The organism is Syntrophorhabdales bacterium, from assembly GCA_035541455.1.
In the GTDB taxonomy this organism is placed as follows: domain Bacteria; phylum Desulfobacterota; class Syntrophorhabdia; order Syntrophorhabdales; family WCHB1-27; genus JADGQN01.
On sequence record DATKNH010000073.1, the window covers coordinates 25,384 to 42,451 of the forward strand.

Here is a 17,068-nt window from a genome sequence, read left to right on the forward strand (position 1 = left end):
AACGTGTATGAAAGCTGACGTGATCGACGTGCTGACGCGGCAATCAGAGCAGCGCTGAAGGAGGATGCGCATGACTAAAAAGGCGGACGCTGTATTCGAGGGTGGTGGGGTTAAGGGAATTGGGCTCGTGGGCGCCGTTTCCGAGATTGAAAAGGCGGGCTATGAATTTCAGAATCTTGCCGGTACCTCTGCTGGCGCCATAGTGGCTGGTTTGCTGGCAGTGGGCTACAGCGCTGCCGAGATCGAGCAGGAAATGGAGAAGCTCGATTACAACAAGTTCAAGGATGAAGGGCCGCTCGATGAAATTGGCTTGATAGGGAAAGGCATCAATATTGGGCTGGACTACGGCATTTACGAAGGGAAGTATTTCGAGTCATGGTACGAAGGTTTGTTGGTCAAAAAAGGCAAGAAGACCTTTGGGCAGATAAAAACAGATGACCCTGACGAAAAATACAGGTACAAATTCCAGGCGATCGCTTCAGACATCAGTGACAGAAAGCTGCTTGTGCTGCCCCGTGATCTTGCCTACTTCGGGTTGGATCCCGACCAGTTCAGTATTTCGAGAGCAGTGCGTATGAGCATGAGTATCCCGATATTCTTCGAGCCCGTCAAATTGCGGGACAAAGATGGGGTTGATCACTACATAGTGGACGGAGGCGCACTGAGCAATTACCCGATCTGGCTTCTTGACGACGGAACAAGTGCGCCGCCTTGGCCCACGTTTGGTTTCAAGTTGATGGAGCCCGACAAACGGGAGTTGAAAGCTGGTAGCCCTAACCCGATCAACAGTATGGTAACCTTTCTGAAGGCGCTTGGCGGTACCATGATGGACGCCCATGACAATTATCACATTTCGAATTCAAAAGGCGATTTTGACAGGACTATAGGCATTCCGACGGTGATTAACCTCAGAGGAAGTGATATCGAGATCAAGACGACTGATTTTGGCATCACCCGGGAACAAAGTCAGGCGCTCTTTGAAAACGGCGCTACTACCGCAAGAACGTTCCTTGCGCACTGGGATTTTGACGCATGGGTGGCGAAGTACAGAAAGTGAAGAGCGGATGACAGTTAAGCAACGACCAGGGTTAAGGTTGAGGCATCCAATAGACGGGGCTGGTCATTTTCGGAATATGGAAAAGAGTATGGTCAGAATGATACTGATGATGATACTCGTGGTGAGAGGGAAATAAAAACTGAATTTCTCTCTCTTGACAAAAATGTCGCCGGGCAGGCGTCCTAGGTAGGGGATCTTGTCAGCATACGTGAACCCTAATCCTATGATGACGAGCACTACACCGAGGATGACGAGCGTCCTGCCTATTCCCGGCATCTCTTCTTATGTATCTCCCAAAATAGTCGCTTAAGGTCTACGGAACAAACTACAATGATTAAGGACTGTTGTCAACGCCCGCACCTTGTGTGGAAAGAAATCTTGACGCCGTGATGGATTGAACTGAAAGAGTAATGCGTCTCATGGATGTGGGCATGGGAAGGGGATTGGGCGTGCGTATTTAAATACAAGCCGTCCTGTGTTATACTTAAAAGTACCATTATTGTTTAAAAAGGAGAGAGATAATGTTTGGTCTTGGGATGCCCGAACTGGTAGTGATCCTCGTAATCGCCCTTCTGGTTTTTGGGGCCGGAAAGCTTCCAGAAGTAGGTGGAGCAATTGGAAAAGGGATAAAAGGTTTTAAGAAAGCGATGTCTGACGATGAGAAATTGCCGCCCGCATCTAAAGACAACTCAGGAGAAGAGAAGAAGGCGTAATCCGATCTGGCTGTCTGCAGCCCCTCACTTTTTTTTGTTCTTGTGTCTTTCGAGTTCGCTGAATACACATCCGCAATAGTTCTGGCGATACATGTTCAACCGCTTTGATTCTGCGACTCCCTCTGGCCAGCCTACCCTGAAGTCCTCATACAGGAAGGGCACGTCGTACTCTTCCGAAAGTTCGGTAGCAATAGCAGCGATATCAGTGTGCCTCTGGTACTTGCTGAAAAGGAGTGTTGTTGTCACCGCGTCGATGCCCCGCTCATTTGCCTGAGCGAAGACCCTGCTCAATCGCGTCCTGTAGCAGAAGAGGCAGCGGTCAAGGCCATAATCGAGAGCTCCTTTCAAGAACGAATCCAGCTCGTAACTGTCGTCGATTATCAGCGGGAAGGAGACGTCTCTTGCAAACGTGAAAAGCGTGTCTCTGCGCTTTATGAATTCAGAGAAGGGGTGAATGTTGGGATTAAAAAAATAGCCCGAGACCTCGTGCCCCTGCTCGTGCAGCACACGCAGCGGGTATATGGTGCATGGACCGCAGCAAGTGTGAAGTAAGATATTCATCGTATCGCCGCGAGTGTCACGAGTTGCGAGGCATGAACAAGAACCTGTTACGAGTTACGAGTTGAAAACAAGGCAACGCTCCATCAATGCTCTCTAATGCGCTCCCAGACTTTCTTGAACTCGTAAAGCGTAACTCGAAACCCGTAACCGCATTTTTTTAACTCGCAACTCGCAACGTGTTTTTCAACTTTTCTTTTCTTGTATCGCTGCCTGCGCCGCTGCCAGGCGCGCCAGCGTCACCCTGAAAGGAGAGCAGCTGACGTAATTCAAGCCTGCTCTGTGGCAGAATTTCACCGAGTTCGGCTCTCCGCCGTGCTCCCCGCATATGCCTATCTTCAGGTTCGGACGAGTTTTTCTTCCAAGCTCTACGCCAAGTTTTACCAGCTTGCCTACACCGCCTTCGTCAAGCCTCTGGAACGGGTCATAGTCCAGAATGTCGTGATCCACATAGTATCTTAGAAACTTTCCCGCATCGTCCCGGCTCATGCCGAAGGTGGTCTGCGTCAAATCGTTCGTGCCGAATGAAAAGAATTCGGCCACTTCGGCAATCTCGTCCGCCGTGACCACAGCCCTCGGTATCTCTATCATGGTGCCAACCGTGTAATGGACGTCGACACCATATTTCTTGGTCACCTCGATGGCTACCTTGTCGACGACATCCTTCTGGAGTTTGAGCTCGTTCACGTGACCGACCAGCGGGATCATAATCTCGGGCTTTACGTCGACACCCGATTTTTTAACCTCGCAAGCAGCCTCGAAAATGGCCTGCGCCTGCATCTCTGTGATCTCGGGAAAGACTATGCCAAGTCTGCAGCCCCTGTGCCCGAGCATCGGATTTGCCTCGTGGAGGCTTTCGATCTTTAATGTAAGGCGGCTCGCTTTGATGCCCATCTTCTCCGCCAGTTCTTTAATCTCCTTCTTGGTGTGCGGCAGGAACTCGTGCAGCGGCGGGTCAAGCGTGCGGATAGTCACAGGAAGGCCTTTCATTACCTTGAAAAGGCCCGCAAAATCCTCCTTCTGCATGGGTAGAAGCTTTGCGAGGGCTTTCTTTCTTCCTTCGATACTCTCCGCGACGATCATCTCGCGCACGGCGTCGATCCGTTCGCCCTCAAAGAACATGTGTTCGGTCCGGCAGAGCCCAATCCCCTCCGCGCCAAAAGCGACTGCCAGTGCAGCCTGGTCCGGCTGGTCCGCGTTGGTCCAGACGCCCAGTTTTCTTGCTTCGTCAGCCCACTGCATCACGAGAGCAAAGGACTGGTACACTTCAGATTCCTCAGGTTTCAATGTTTTGTCTACGAGTACCCTGAGAACCTCCGAGGGAATGGTCTTTACCTGTCCGACGAATACTTCGCCTGTTGTGCCGTCGATGGAAACATAATCGCCTTCCTTGACCGTTTTCCCTTTGACGCTGATTGTCTTCTTACGGTAGTCGATATCCAGTTCCCCCACGCCTGCCACGCAGACCTTGCCCATCTGGCGTGCTACCAGAGCGGCGTGGCTTGTCATGCCGCCGCGGGCAGTGAGGATACCCTGGGCTGCGTTCATCCCGCGGATGTCCTCGGGTGATGTTTCGATTCTCACGAGGATAACCTCTTCTTTACGGGCAGCCCAGCTTTCCGCATCCTCTGCATTAAACACCACCTTGCCGGAAGCAGCGCCGGGACCTGCATTGAGCCCTCTCGCCACGAGCCGGCCCTCTTTAAGGGCTTTTTCTTTCTCCTTCGGATCGAAGATGGGGCGCAGAATCTGGTTGAGTCCATCGGGATCTATGCGCATCAGCGCCTCTTCTCTGCTGATGAGCCCTTCCTTTGCCATGTCGACGGCGGCCCTGAACGCAGCGAAGGCGGTGCGCTTGCCGCTCCTTGTCTGGAGCATCCAGAGTTTACCTTTCTGAATCGTAAATTCAATGTCCTGCATGTCCCTGTAGTTCTTCTCGAGAATGCCGCGTATTTTCATCAGTTCCGCGTAGGATTCCGGCATCTCTTCTTCCAGGCTTCGCACCGACGCATCCTTCTTCTGTTTCTTGTTGATGGGAAGCGGTGTTCTGATGCCCGCCACCACATCCTCTCCCTGGGCATTGAGGAGGTACTCGCCATAGAAGACGTTTTCACCCGTGGCGGGGTTTCTTGTGAAGGCTACACCTGTACCCGAATCCATGCCTATGTTGCCGAAAACCATTGCCTGGACGTTGACAGCTGTGCCCCACGATGCAGGGATGTTGTTCAACTGGCGGTATGCTATGGCGCGGGCATTGTTCCACGATTTGAAAACAGCACCGATGGCCCCCCAGAGTTGCTCCATCGGGTCTTCAGAAAAGGTGACACCCAGCTTTTTCTGGATTGCCCCCTTGAAACGTGCTACAAGGTCTTTCAGATCATCAACGGAAAATTCCGTATCAAGCTTGATCTTCTTCTGTTTCTTTTTTGCGTCAATGATCTCTTCGAAGGGATCGTGCTCTTCTTTGGTTTCCGGTTTCAAGCCCAGAACGACGTCTCCGTACATGGCCACGAACCGCCGGTAGCAGTCGTACGCGAACCATTCGTTCCCCGTGAGTTCGGCAAGGCCTTTGACCGTGGCTTCATTAAGCCCGAGGTTCAGCACAGTGTCCATCATGCCCGGCATACTGGCGCGCGCACCCGACCGGATGGAGAGAAGGAGCGGGTTCTTCGGGTCGCCGAATTTCATGCCCATGATCTCTTCAATCTTTTTCAGGTTTGAGGTAACCTCCGTGTCCAGTCCCTCAGGAAAAGTCTGGTTACGTTCGTAAAAAATGGTGCACACCTCTGTAGTAATGGTAAACCCGGGCGGGACGGGTATTCCGAGGTTGACCATGTCGGCAAGACCTGCGCCTTTGCCGCCGACGAGGTTGCGCAATTTGTCACTGCCTTCAGCAACGCCTCCGCCGAAAAAGTAGACATACTTGGCCATCTTCTCCTCCTTATTATTCTCTCAGTTCTTCGATTCAGGCACCGAAACTCCCGGCCTCAGACATTAGACCATAGACATAAGTCTGAAGCTACTGAAAAGTATGAGGTCTAAGGTTGAGTGTCCGAATTATGTATGTTCTAGCTGGACGCCCTGGAAATCTCTTCTACCCGGATCTTCGAGAAATCACCATAGACCAGGAACATGTCTTTGATTTTAGTCAGTAGCGCAAGGCGATTCGATCTTACGCGCTCGTCATCCACCATTACGAACACCTTATCAAAATACCGGTCAATGGTCTCCTTAAAACCAACGAGAAGGGCAAGGGCTGCCTCGTATTCCCGGGCACGCATCGCAGCGAGGAAGGGCTCGCGCTTTTCCGAGTAAAGCCGGAACAGATCCTGCTCTTCTCCTTCTGCCAGCAGTCCGCTCTCGATATCTGCGCTATCCGTTAGGTTCTTTGTGATGTTGTAGACGCGTTTGAATCCAACCATGAGCCGGACGAAATCCTCGATCGATTTCTGGGTTTCGAGCGCAGTGAGCCTCATGAAGCCATCATAGATGTCGTCTGCCGTGGTCGGCAGGACGCTGTTGACGAATTCCTGGTTGTGGCCTTCTTCGATCATGGAGAATTTGAAGCGTGTCAGGATAAAGTCCGTCAGTGTCTGCCGCACGGCCTCCAGCGCAAGTTTGCCTTTTGCTTCTACCGCGTCATGCCCCATGCTGATCAACTCCTGCAATGGGAGATGCAGTGAGCGGCTGATGAGAATCCTGATCACGCCTAGGGCCTGCCTTCTCAAGGCGAACGGATCAAGATTGCCGGTTGGTGTGATGCCGACGGAGAAGAAGGCGGCCATCGTGTCCATCTTGTCCGCAAGGGCCATGACCACTCCAAGTTCTGATTCGGGCAGAGCGCCACCCACGCCGACAGGATAATAATGTTCCTCGATTGACCGGGCAACGCCTTCCTTTTCTTTATTCGCCAGAGCGTAAATCCTGCCCATGATGCCCTGCAATTCCGGGAATTCGCCCACCATGTGGGTGAGCAGATCCGCCTTCAGCAATAGAGAAGCCCTGGCCGCATCCTGCGAGTCGACACCCGTCTTTCCACAGATAAAAAGAGCAATCTGCTTGACCCTCTCTGATTTGTCCTTTAAACTCCCGAGGCGTTCGTGGAATACCACTGCGGAGAGCTTCTCGTAGAGGGTTTCCAGTTTTATCTTCTTGTCCTCTTGAAAAAAGAAACGGGCGTCAGCAAGGCGTGCGCGCAGCACCTTCTCATTGCCGTGAATCACCTGCTCTGGGTCCCTGGGCAAGGTATTCGCGAAGAAGATAAAGGCAGGCAGCAGTTTTTCATCAGATCCCTGCAGGGGTATGTAACGCTGATGACCCTTCATCACATTGACCAGTGCAGCTCTGGGGAGGTCAAGGTATTCCGTTTCGAATCTGCCCATCAAAGCGTATGGGTATTCTGTGATGTAGAGAATCTCTTGAATGAGTGCATCATCAGTTACCGCCTTGCCGTTCGCACTGTCTTCGACGGCACGGATACCCTCCATCATTATGGCGAGTCTCTCTTGCTCATTGACAATCACGTAAGCAGATTTGAGTTCTTCCAGGTAGCAGGGCGGATCGGGGACTGTAATCAGACTCTTCGCGAGGAAGCGGTGGCCGCGTGACGTGTTGCCGCTGGTTATTCCAGCAATAGAGAAGGGAATTACAGTGGTGCCCAGGAGTGCGAGCAGCCACTGGATAGGACGGGCAAATTCGAAATCACCCGCACCCCAGCGCATCCTCTTGGGAAAAGGTATCCGTCCAATCAGCCCGCCGAGTAATTCAGGAAGCACCTCCAGGCTGCTCTTTCCTGTCTCCATCTTTTCCACGCAGATCAGCTCATTTGCCTCTTTCTTACGTATTTTCAGCTCCGAGACATCCACCCCTTGTGACTTAGCAAAACCCGTGGCTGCAGGCAGAGGCTTGCCCGCTCCGTCAAACGCTTTCGCTGCCGGCGGACCATACTTTATCGTAACGATATCCCGCTGGGTCTCCGACATGTCATCGACCAGGACAGCTATTCTTCGCGGTGTCGCATAAATAGTTATCGGGCCATGGTCGAGGCGCGCCGCATCAAGGCTCTCATTCAACGCTTTGAGCAACCCTTCTTTGGCAGGCTGAATGAATCGGGCAGGAAGTTCCTCCACACCTATCTCGAAAAGGAAAGGTTTCACGATGCTGTTCGTCCTAACAGGGGGTAGCCGAGCTCTTCTCTTTTCTTCACGTACAGCTCTGCGCAAAGTTTCGCAAGGTTCCTGACACGGGCTATATAGTTTGTGCGCTCGGCAACACTCAACGCCCCACGCGCATCAAGCAGGTTAAACACATGTGAACACTTCAGGCAAAAATCGTAAGCCGGCAGCGCCAGTTCCCTCGTGCGGTTCACCTTCCGGCTTTCAGCCTCGTACTGGTCAAAGAGCGCCCTGAGCATGTCGCTGTCCGCCTCTTCGAAGTTGTATGTAGAGAACTCTCGCTCTGTCTCGAGGTGCACGTCCCCGTACAGAATATCCTTGTTCCACCTGATGTTGAAAACATTATCGACGTCCTGCAGGTACATGGCTATGCGCTCCGTACCATAGGTGATTTCAACGCTGACCGGCGACAGATCAATGCCGCCTACCTGCTGGAAATAGGTGAATTGCGTTATCTCCATGCCGTCCAGCCAGACCTCCCAGCCCAATCCCCATGCGCCGAGAGTCGGTGATTCCCAGTCATCCTCTACAAAACGTATGTCGTGAAGCGACGGATCAATGCCGAAAGAGCGCAAACTCTCCAGGTACATATCCTGGATGTCTGCGGGCGAGGGCTTCATGATGACCTGGAATTGGTAATAATGCTGCAGCCTGTTTGGATTTTCACCATACCGCCCGTCCGTGGGGCGTCGCGACGGCTGCACGTAAGCAACATTCCAGGGCTCGGGACCTAATACTCTTAGGAAGGTAGCGGGATGGAACGTCCCCGCACCGACCTCCAGATCATACGGCTGCTGAATGATGCAGCCTTTGGCGGCCCAGAATTTTTGAAGTTCGAATATCAGGTCTTGGAAATACACGCTCTTATCCAGTAATAACACTTCTTAGAAGCCTGTATGACTTAAACTCGACGGCGAGATGAAACTTAACAAAATCCTCCAGTACCTCTCTTCCCATCCTGTCAAATACTGGGACACCCGCGCGCGGGTACCCGGCCGCCGCCTCCGCGGGAAAGCTTGAATCCATCCCGGTCTCGGTCAGATGAAGCATACGCGGGATGAAGCCTTGCGGGTACTGGCGATGTGGAACCGAGCGCGCGCACCCCGTACAGAGGGTCCCGCCGCGTTCTTTGGAGAAGTAAAGTTTTTCTCCGTCCGACAATGTCTTTCCGCAATGGACACATGCTGAAAGATTGAGCATGTATCCGAGATGGCGGAGCATCTGGAGTTGATAATATAGTACATCGGTCACCGTGAATTCAACAGTCTTGAGGCTGTCGATGATTCTCTTGAGAGTCTGAAACAGCTGACCGTTTCGCTGTTTCTCTTTCGTGAGCTTGTCGACAAATTCGGTGAAGAAGCTTGCCGCGCAGATTCGTTTAAGGTTCAATTCGAGTCCGCCGTTTGACTCCCTCAGGTCAGCGTTCTCAATGCGCACCAGGTTGCTTGTTGGTTTTTCGAAGTACTCGATCAGCACCTGGCTGAACGGCTCCAGTGTATTCATGAATCTCTTCTGGCTTTTTTTTGCTCCCTTGGCAATACCCGAAACCTTGCCGGAAGACAGGGTGAAGAATCTGACAATTTTGTCCGATTCTCCGAAAAGCCTCGTGGAGAGGATGATCGCCTCGTCTTTTACCAGACCCATTACCGTTCCATGATTTCCTTTTTTCCGGGATTAAAGATGAAAAGAGCATCATCAAGGGGCTTGTTGACCTTTACCGACGAGAACGACAGGGTATTGGTATTTCCCGTGACCTCTGTGATCTCGATCCTGCTGACCAGGTATTTGGCGTCGGCCCATATGCGGGCCTCTTTGAGCATCCCCTCCTTCTTGGGGGCAAGGAGAAACATGAAGCCCTCTTTATCCTGGGCCACCTCCCGGATGGTGAAATAATCATCCAGCTTCGATATATCTTCCACAAGGTCAAGGAAGCTCCCCTGCACCTTATTCCTGTCCACTCTCTCCCTTATAACGAAGGATTGCTCTTCATCTGCCTGCCACAAAGCTTTACCATCGTACAGAAATACTTTCCTGTTCGGGCTCGTATATTTCCAGAGAAACCCCTTGCCGCGTTTGTAGTAGAACTCGCCCTTTGATTCCCTTTCCCGTTTCAGAGTTGCTATCGTTATCGTCTGGTTGAAACGAGCCTCCACTGTCTGGATCCCTGCATAGGTCTTCTTAAGTGTGTCAATGGCATCAGCGCATACAGGCGCGGCCTGAAAGAGTGCAATCAGGCACACGAGTAAACCGATCGCCGCGCCAGTGGTTGACGGTTGACGGTTGACGGTTGACGGTGACCCGTGGACGGGACACCATCCTGATCTTTGGCGGTCAACTGTCGACTGGGGACTGGCAACTGTTCTTGTCATTTTCTTTTGAGTACCTCTCTCGGCTTCACGCCTGTGGCAGGACCAACCACGCCTTCCTGCTCCATGCGTTCCACAATGCGGGCAGCCCTGTTATAACCGATACGAAATCGCCTCTGGATCATGCTGATGGAGGCTTCGCCCCGTTCGGAAACGAAGTCGACTGCTTCCTGGTATTTCTCATCATCGATCTCATCTTCGGCGCCGGATTCCTCCTTCTCCTCGAGGATCTCGTGATGATACGCGGGTGCTCCCTGTGTTTTCAGGAATTCCACAATTCTTTTTATCTCGCCTTCTGAGACGAAAGGCGCATGGATTCGCTGCAGTCGGCCAAGCCCCGGGCTCAAAAAGAGCATGTCCCCGTATCCGAGCAGGCTCTCCGCGCCATTGGAATCGAGGATGGTTCGGGAGTCCACCTTGGATGAGACTTGAAAGGAAATCCGGGCTGGAAAATTAGCCTTGATGATACCGGTGAGCACATCAACGGAGGGCCGCTGCGTCGCAAGAATCAGGTGTATGCCGGACGCCCGCGCCATCTGCGCCAGACGGGCTATATACTCTTCGACCTCTCTCGACGAGACCATCATCAGGTCTGCAAGCTCGTCGATAACCACCACAATATAAGGTATGCTGCCTGCTTCCTGCCGCCCCATTTTCTGATTGTATTTTTCGATATTGCGAACACCCTGCTCGGCCATTACCGCATAGCGTCTCTCCATCTCGTCGATGAGCCAGCGCAACGCGGTCTTCGCGTTCTTCGCGGTGGTGACCACAGGGAGGAGAAGGTGAGGGATGCCCTCGTAAAAAGAGAGTTCCAGCATCTTGAGGTCTATCATGAGAAACCGCACAGCCATGGGTGTGGCCCTGAAGAGCACGCTGCAGATCATTGAGTTGAGCGACACGCTCTTGCCCGAGCCTGTGGAACCGGCAACGAGCAGGTGGGGCATCTTGGTCAGTTCTGCCACAAAAGGTTCGCCCGCGATCGTCTTGCCGAGGGCAAGGGCAAGAAACATCTTAGAGGCAGAAAAAAGATCAGATTCTATTATCTCGCGGAGATAGACTGTCTGTCGAACCTTGTTCGGGATCTCTATGCCCACCACCGATTTCCCCGGGATGGGCGCCACGATCCTTATAGAGACCGCGCTCAAGGCCATAGCGAGATCGTCCGACAGGTTTGATATTCTGCTCACCTTTATCCCGGGAGCCGGCTCGAATTCATACATCGTCACCACGGGGCCCGGTCGCACCTCAGTGACTTTTCCATCTATCCCGTAGTCTTTCAATTTCTTTTCGAGGATGCGTGCGTTTGCCTGGATGGACTCCCTGTCGACCTTCATTTCCCTTTTCTCAACGGTATCAAGAAGCGAGACAGACGGCAGCTTGTACGGTCCTATGTCCTTGACGAATTCAAAGGTCTCCTGGATCTGCTGCTTTCGATCCTCTTTGGGAGGTGGTGGCGGCTTCGGCTCTTCCACTACCTTGATTTCTTTGGTGCGCTCGACAGATTTTCTTCGCGCCATCCTCTTCTCGAGCACCGAAAGCAGGGGAACCTGCACGATAAGAAAAAGGGATATGACGAACATGATGGTCGAGATAAGAATGCTGCCGAACCTGCTGAACACATTCAACAGCGTACGCTCCAGGAGGAGCCCAAGCAGACCGGAAAAAGGTATTGAAACCGTTCTGACCTGCAATTTTCCAAATAGGACCTGCAGCAGCATCGACAATGAGATGAAAAGGAGCACGATCCCCGAGGCGAGAAGAAGCGGGTGGGGAAGACTCTTCTTCTTGATGTGCACGCCTGCAAAAAAGAGGAGGCATGCTGCAAGAAGATAGCTCATGAAGCCGAAGAGTTGGATCAGCGTATCCGACGTGTACGAGCCTGCTTTGCCGCATAGATTCTTGACAGGAGCCGAGGAGATAGTGTTGATGGACGGATCAAAAGGATGATACGAGACAAGGCTCGCCATAATAAAAAGAAAAAGCCCGAGCAAGCCTATGCCAATTATCTCTTTTTTCAGTTCTTCTGACATGCAGTTAACCGTTCGATCGCAGCCCGCACCTGGTCCACCACTTCTGCTTTGTAGGAGACGCCTTGCCCGGCTACAGACATTGGTTCACCGAGGTGTATGGAAACGGTGCCCGTTTGAACCGGCACCTGGTATCCTTCAGGCTGAAGGAGAGAAGTGCCGCAGATACCCACGGGCACTATAGGCACGCGCGCTTTCATAGCGAGAGAAAAGACGCCCTTCTTAAAGGGGAGCAGTTTGCCATCCACGCTCCGCGTGCCCTCGGGGAAGACGAGTATGTTGGTGCCACTCTGTATCCGTTGAGCTGCTTCGTCCATCGCCTTCAGCGCTCTCCTGGGATTGTCCCTGTCGAGGCTTATGTAGCCGGCCCGCTTGATTGCCCATCCGAACACAGGGATCAGGAAGAGAGATCTCTTAGCGACGAACTTGAACGAGAAGGGAAGGGAGGCAAGCAGCACATGTATGTCGAGTGCGCTTTGATGGTTGCACATGAACACATAGGGGGGATTCGTAACTCTATCGAGCCCGGTCACAGAAACCGTGATGCCCCCGATCCTCAGGTAGATGTGAGCCCACAGACGCGCTATTTTGTGGATGGTTGCCCCTCCTTTGTCGAAGGGAACAGTACAAAGGGCAACAAAGGAAAGAATGAGCGTCGTGACAACGAGATTAAGGAAAGAAAGGACTCTCCTCATTTCTCACGTTTTGGTCATGTGCTGCGAGAGGGCCTCGATGATGCTTGATACCTCCGACCTTATTCTTTCATCCAGATCATAAGGAGAAACACCCAGTTTGTCTGCTTCGAGGATCTTCTCGTTCTGACTGATGTAACCAAGGAAGGGAAGGCTTGCGAGGTGCTCCTTTATCATCGCAGCGTCAGGCTCGCCCGTTACCTTGTTTCCTACGATGTAGACTCGCCTGACACCGAGGTCATCGGCCAGGCTCTTGACCTGACGGGCTGTCTGCATGCTCCGCTGGCCCGGCTCAACTACGACGATCAGGGCGTCCATATACGCGGTAGTGCCCCGCCCGAGGTGCTCCAGTCCGGCCTCCATGTCGACGACCACGTACTCGTCCCGCTCCACGAAGAGGTGGGAAAGAAGACTCTTGAGTAACACATTCTCTCCACAGAAGCAGCCGCCGCCCCCCTGCGGTATTGTCCCGAGGATCAGAAGTCTGACTCCATCTTTGGCAATGGAGAACTTTTCCGGGATATCATCCACTTTGGGATTCATCTTGAAGAAGGAACCGTAAGCGCCGCGCTTGGAACCCGTTCTCTCTTCGATGAACTCTTTCATCTGCGCAAGAGGCTGGACATCTTTCAGTTTGGCTGGTTCTATGCCGATAGCGCTTGCGAGGTTGGAATCGGGATCCGCATCTATGGAAAGGACCTTGAATCCCCTGTCGGCAAGGATACGCGACATGACGCCCGCCAGGGTTGTTTTTCCTACGCCTCCCTTGCCTGAAATGGCTACTTTCATGCGGAAAAACCTACCATTTCACCCGGGCGGTGTCAAGGCGACGGCCGGCCAGTGATAAGGCTTTCCAGCAGGTCGCGTTCTTCGGATGTGGCGAGGAAAATCATGTGCATATTCTTTTCGAGCAGCGCGCTCGGCATGGGGTTATAGATCCATTCTCCATGTTCCTTACGCAAGGCTATGATCAGAATATTGCCCATTGCCCTGAAATCGGCCTCCTCGAGAGACTTGCCGACATAGGGAGAGTTTTTTGGTACCTCAAGCTCCTCCACGCGTACTTCCGACGATCTGTCTCTTAACATTGCGTCTATCAATGTCACCACGTGGGGTCGCAGCATTTCGGAAGCCATACGCAGCCCCCCTATATAATTGAGGGCCACAACCGCATCAGCACCGGCGCGCCGTATTTTGTCAATATTCTTGGTATCATTGCAGCGGGCAATCACGCGAAGTTCTGGGTTAAGCTGCTTGGCAGTAAGGGAGATCACCACGTTATCGTTGTCTGAGTTGGTTGTGGCAAAAAGCCCTTTCGCGTATTTCACCATGGCCAGTTCAAGGATTTCGTTTTCTGTCGCGTCACCGACGACAAGATCTATATTGACCTTGTGAGCTTTCAGGACCTCTGCCTTTGCCTCGTCGTTGTCCACGGCGATCTGGTGATATTTGCTCTGATAGAGTTCATGCACGATATAGAGTCCTACCATACCTATACCGCACACGACGTAGTGGTCCTTCATCTTTGAGATCCTCCTGTGCATTGACCTTTGCCTGAACGCTTTTCTGAGCTCTCCTTCAATGATATACGCGGCGAGGCCGGTAAAAACATAAAGGATAGCGCCGGTTGAAAATAAGACGTAGACGATAGTGAAGAGCTTGCCGATCGGTTTGTCATCGAGCCCTATCACGTCGCCGTACCCGACGGTCGTGATGGTAGTTGCGGTCATGAAAAGGGCGTCCAGCCAGCTTGTCCTGCTTCCGCCTATTAATTTAAATCCTACAGTGCCGATGACGATGATAAGAAGTATGAGGTAAAAAACATAGGCGACACGACGGGGGACCAGGCTTCTTCGCAGCATCTACGCTCAGTATAGCATTTGAGTCTGCAGTGCGCTAGAGCGAAAACGGATAGAACTTCAAGGGTCTGCTCAAGATCCGCGGGCCGCCCCCATCCGCGGGTCGCCCCTATTGATTGTCAGCGCTCCATATGGTAATTTCATGCGATGGAAGAATTTTACAGGATCTCCAGGCTTCCGCCGTACACGTTTAACATTGTACGCGACCTCCTCATCCAGGCCAGGCGAAAAGGTGAGGACATTATCGACCTTGGAATGGGTAACCCGGACCTTGAGACGCCGAAGGAGATCGTTGCAAAACTCGTGGAGGCCGCCAAGAACCCCAGGAATCATCGGTATTCAGTCAGCAGAGGCATTTACAAGCTGAGGGTAGCGATCGCGGACTGGTACAAGAGGCGGTATCATGTTGATGTAGATCCGGAAACAGAAGCGGTCGTGACCATGGGGGCCAAAGAGGGCATCAGTCATCTTGTGCTTGCCACGATCAACGCGGGTGACGTTGTCTTCGTGCCCGAGCCCACGTATCCCATTCACACGTATTCTGTGGTGATCGCCGGTGGAGATTTAAGGACCTTGCCGCTTCTGCCGTTGGATCAGTTTATTGAACGTCTGAGTTGGGCGATCAAGACAACGTGGCCGCAGCCGAAGATGCTGATCGTGAGTTTTCCGAATAATCCAACGACGGAAGTAGTGGACCTCGATTTCTTTGAGAAACTGGTCGCTTTTGCCAAAGAGCACAACATGATGGTGATTCATGATCTGGCGTACGCCGATCTTGTGTTTGACGGCTACAAGGCCCCGAGCTTCCTACAGGTAAAGGGGGCGAAGGAGATAGGCGTTGAGTTCTTTTCACTCTCCAAGAGTTACAGCATGCCGGGCTGGAGAGTGGGATTCGCCGTAGGCAATCGAAAAATGATTGCGGCTCTTTCAAAAATAAAAAGCTACATGGATTATGGCGTATTTCAGCCGATACAAATCGCATCTATTACAGCGCTTAAATCAGACGATGAGATAGTTCACGAAATCGTCGAAAAATATCGAAGGAGAAGAAACACCCTGATATCAGGACTGAACCGGGCCGGATGGCACGTGCCGCTGCCAAAGGGAACAATGTTCGTCTGGGCGAAGATACCTGACGAGTTCGCTGCAATGGGGTCCCTGGATTTCTGCAAAAAGCTTCTGCAGGAAGCCAGGGTTGCGGCCTCTCCGGGCATTGGTTTTGGTGAGTGCGGCGAGGGATATGTGCGCTTTGCTCTTGTGGAGAATGAGCACAGAATCAGACAGGCAGTGAAAGGCATTAGAAATCTGATGCTCAACTCACGGAAGAGATGATCGGTGTTGGCATCATAGGCCTCGGAACCGTCGGCCGGGGTACCTACAATATCCTCAGACAATACGGAAGTCTCATCCAGCAAAAAACAGGGATTGACCTGCGGGTCGTTAAAGTCGCAGAGATCGATCCCGAACGCTCCAGACCATGCGAAGGAGAAGGCATTGCTGTGGTCCGTGATGCGCGGGAGGTGATTAATGATCCCGCAGTTGATATCTGTGTGGAGTTGATAGGCGGTGTGGGACCGGCTTACGACTTTATTATGGAGGCGCTGAATGCGGGAAAGTGGGTGGTGACAGCCAACAAAGCACTGCTCGCAGAAAAGGGTGACGCGCTCTTTGCGGCTGCAGAAGCGTCAGGTACAGAGATCGGTTTTGAGGCATCGGTGGCTGGCGCCATTCCGGTCATTAGGGCTATAAGGGACGGACTCGTGGGGAACAGAATAGAGTCTATTCTCGGGATTCTCAACGGCACGAGTAACTATATCCTCACAAAAATGGCAGATGAAGGGCTTGGCTTCGAGCAGGCGCTGCGCGAGGCCCAGGGATTGGGGATTGCAGAACAGGATCCAACACTCGATATCTCCGGAGTCGATGCGGCGCACAAGCTCTGTGTGCTCGTGAGACTTGCCTTCGGCGTTTCTATAGGTATGCGACAAATAGTGACGAGGGGAGTCTCCGGCATAGAACCCACCGACATAGACTTTGCCAGAGAATTTGGCTACAAGATAAAACTGCTTGCCATAGCCAAAGAGCAGGACGATTCTATAGAGGCTCGCGTTGAGCCGACGATGCTGCCATTGCGCCATCCCATGAGCACGGTAAACGGAGTCTTTAATGCGGTCTACGTGGTGGGCGACCACGCCGGTCCCAGCCTCTACTATGGAAAAGGAGCGGGAGCTGATCCTACAGGAAGCGCGGTCGTAGGCGACATCGTGGATATGGCCGTCAGAAGGGCCGCAAAATGTCCCAGGAAGGGACCGACCCTGACCGGCGGCGGTAGGCGCGTCAAAAAGGGAGATGAATCGATCTGCCGGTTCTACGTGAGATTCAAGGCGCAGGATCAGCCAGGAGTGCTTTCCAAGATTTCCGGCATCCTCGGTGAGTATGGTATCAGCATTGCGGCTGTCATTCAAAAGAGGCGCATGGAAAATGATTATGTCCCGATTGTCATGCTTACCTATGAAGCTTCTGAGGGGAGTCTGAAACTGGCAATAGAAAAGATAGATCGGCTTTCCTTTATTGGGGGGCCGAGTGTGCATATGCGCATAGAAGAAGGCGACTTGTGAG

The 17,068-nt window shown here is 52.5% G+C and carries 15 protein-coding genes; 4 read left to right on the forward strand and 11 right to left on the reverse strand.

The window, feature by feature from the left end:
- Positions 1–70: 70 nt before the first annotated feature.
- Positions 71–1,057, forward strand: a complete 987-nt coding sequence (locus tag VMT71_07580) for a patatin-like phospholipase family protein (GenBank protein HVN23816.1) — start codon at positions 71–73, stop codon at positions 1,055–1,057.
- A 63-nt stretch (positions 1,058–1,120) separates the two neighbouring features.
- Here VMT71_07580 and VMT71_07585 read toward each other — a convergent pair whose 3' ends face one another.
- The gene (locus tag VMT71_07585; protein ID HVN23817.1) at positions 1,121–1,333 is read right to left on the reverse strand and encodes a DUF2905 domain-containing protein; all 213 of its coding nucleotides are present in this window, start codon (positions 1,331–1,333) and stop codon (positions 1,121–1,123) included.
- Between the two features lie 245 nt (positions 1,334–1,578).
- Between VMT71_07585 and VMT71_07590 the strand changes: the two genes are divergently transcribed.
- A complete protein-coding gene (locus tag VMT71_07590; protein HVN23818.1) occupies positions 1,579–1,770 on the forward strand; it encodes a twin-arginine translocase TatA/TatE family subunit in 192 nt (63 codons plus the stop codon).
- Between the two features lie 24 nt (positions 1,771–1,794).
- On the opposite strand, the gene VMT71_07595 is transcribed toward VMT71_07590, so the two are convergent.
- The 10 genes from VMT71_07595 to VMT71_07640 all read right to left on the reverse strand — a co-directional run bounded on the left by VMT71_07595 (position 1,795) and on the right by VMT71_07640 (position 14,452).
- A complete protein-coding gene (locus VMT71_07595) occupies positions 1,795–2,331 on the reverse strand; it encodes an epoxyqueuosine reductase QueH (protein HVN23819.1) in 537 nt (178 codons plus the stop codon).
- Positions 2,332–2,514: 183 nt separating this feature from the next.
- Entirely contained in the window at positions 2,515–5,259 is a 2,745-nt protein-coding gene (gene ppdK / locus VMT71_07600; GenBank protein ID HVN23820.1) for a pyruvate, phosphate dikinase, read from the reverse strand.
- A 137-nt stretch (positions 5,260–5,396) separates the two neighbouring features.
- Positions 5,397–7,484: a glycine--tRNA ligase subunit beta gene (gene glyS / locus VMT71_07605; GenBank protein ID HVN23821.1), complete on the reverse strand. Its 2,088-nt coding sequence runs from the start codon at positions 7,482–7,484 to the stop codon at positions 5,397–5,399.
- Positions 7,481–8,362 (reverse strand): glycine--tRNA ligase subunit alpha, encoded by an 882-nt coding sequence (locus VMT71_07610; GenBank protein ID HVN23822.1) that lies wholly within the window; start codon positions 8,360–8,362, stop codon positions 7,481–7,483. The genes glyS and VMT71_07610 overlap by 4 nt, the downstream gene beginning before the upstream one ends.
- A gap of 4 nt (positions 8,363–8,366) precedes the next feature.
- Entirely contained in the window at positions 8,367–9,146 is a 780-nt protein-coding gene (recO, locus tag VMT71_07615) for a DNA repair protein RecO (protein HVN23823.1), read from the reverse strand.
- Positions 9,146–9,871: an outer membrane lipoprotein chaperone LolA gene (gene lolA, locus VMT71_07620; GenBank protein HVN23824.1), complete on the reverse strand. Its 726-nt coding sequence runs from the start codon at positions 9,869–9,871 to the stop codon at positions 9,146–9,148. The genes recO and lolA overlap by 1 nt, the downstream gene beginning before the upstream one ends.
- Positions 9,868–11,901: a DNA translocase FtsK 4TM domain-containing protein gene (locus VMT71_07625; protein ID HVN23825.1), complete on the reverse strand. Its 2,034-nt coding sequence runs from the start codon at positions 11,899–11,901 to the stop codon at positions 9,868–9,870. Before VMT71_07625 ends, lolA begins: the two co-directional genes overlap by 4 nt.
- Complete coding sequence (locus VMT71_07630) at positions 11,886–12,593, reverse strand: lysophospholipid acyltransferase family protein (GenBank protein ID HVN23826.1); 708 nt, start codon at positions 12,591–12,593, stop codon at positions 11,886–11,888. The genes VMT71_07625 and VMT71_07630 overlap by 16 nt, the downstream gene beginning before the upstream one ends.
- Positions 12,594–12,596: 3 nt before the next feature.
- On the reverse strand, positions 12,597–13,379 hold the full coding sequence (locus VMT71_07635) for a carbon monoxide dehydrogenase accessory protein CooC (GenBank protein ID HVN23827.1): 783 nt from the start codon (positions 13,377–13,379) through the stop codon (positions 12,597–12,599).
- 32 nt (positions 13,380–13,411) lie between these two features.
- On the reverse strand, positions 13,412–14,452 hold the full coding sequence (locus VMT71_07640) for a potassium channel protein (GenBank protein ID HVN23828.1): 1,041 nt from the start codon (positions 14,450–14,452) through the stop codon (positions 13,412–13,414).
- A 144-nt stretch (positions 14,453–14,596) separates the two neighbouring features.
- On the opposite strand from VMT71_07640, the gene VMT71_07645 reads away from it, so the two are divergent.
- On the forward strand, positions 14,597–15,781 hold the full coding sequence (locus tag VMT71_07645; protein HVN23829.1) for an aminotransferase class I/II-fold pyridoxal phosphate-dependent enzyme: 1,185 nt from the start codon (positions 14,597–14,599) through the stop codon (positions 15,779–15,781).
- Complete coding sequence (locus tag VMT71_07650; protein HVN23830.1) at positions 15,778–17,067, forward strand: homoserine dehydrogenase; 1,290 nt, start codon at positions 15,778–15,780, stop codon at positions 17,065–17,067. Before VMT71_07645 ends, VMT71_07650 begins: the two co-directional genes overlap by 4 nt.
- Position 17,068: the final 1 nt, after the last annotated feature.

Bases quoted from the DNA above. Each gene is read 5' to 3' on its own strand.
- VMT71_07580 (HVN23816.1), top strand. From the start codon at position 71: ATGACTAAAAAGGCGGACGCTGTATTCGAGGGTGGTGGGGTTAAGGGA.
- VMT71_07585 (HVN23817.1), bottom strand. From the start codon at position 1,333: ATGCCGGGAATAGGCAGGACGCTCGTCATCCTCGGTGTAGTGCTCGTC.
- VMT71_07590 (HVN23818.1), top strand. From the start codon at position 1,579: ATGTTTGGTCTTGGGATGCCCGAACTGGTAGTGATCCTCGTAATCGCC.
- VMT71_07595 (HVN23819.1), bottom strand. From the start codon at position 2,331: ATGAATATCTTACTTCACACTTGCTGCGGTCCATGCACCATATACCCG.
- ppdK (HVN23820.1), bottom strand. From the start codon at position 5,259: ATGGCCAAGTATGTCTACTTTTTCGGCGGAGGCGTTGCTGAAGGCAGT.
- recO (HVN23823.1), bottom strand. From the start codon at position 9,146: ATGGGTCTGGTAAAAGACGAGGCGATCATCCTCTCCACGAGGCTTTTC.
- lolA (HVN23824.1), bottom strand. From the start codon at position 9,871: ATGACAAGAACAGTTGCCAGTCCCCAGTCGACAGTTGACCGCCAAAGA.
- VMT71_07625 (HVN23825.1), bottom strand. From the start codon at position 11,901: ATGTCAGAAGAACTGAAAAAAGAGATAATTGGCATAGGCTTGCTCGGG.
- VMT71_07630 (HVN23826.1), bottom strand. From the start codon at position 12,593: ATGAGGAGAGTCCTTTCTTTCCTTAATCTCGTTGTCACGACGCTCATT.
- VMT71_07635 (HVN23827.1), bottom strand. From the start codon at position 13,379: ATGAAAGTAGCCATTTCAGGCAAGGGAGGCGTAGGAAAAACAACCCTG.
- VMT71_07640 (HVN23828.1), bottom strand. From the start codon at position 14,452: ATGCTGCGAAGAAGCCTGGTCCCCCGTCGTGTCGCCTATGTTTTTTAC.
- VMT71_07645 (HVN23829.1), top strand. From the start codon at position 14,597: ATGGAAGAATTTTACAGGATCTCCAGGCTTCCGCCGTACACGTTTAAC.
- VMT71_07650 (HVN23830.1), top strand. From the start codon at position 15,778: ATGATCGGTGTTGGCATCATAGGCCTCGGAACCGTCGGCCGGGGTACC.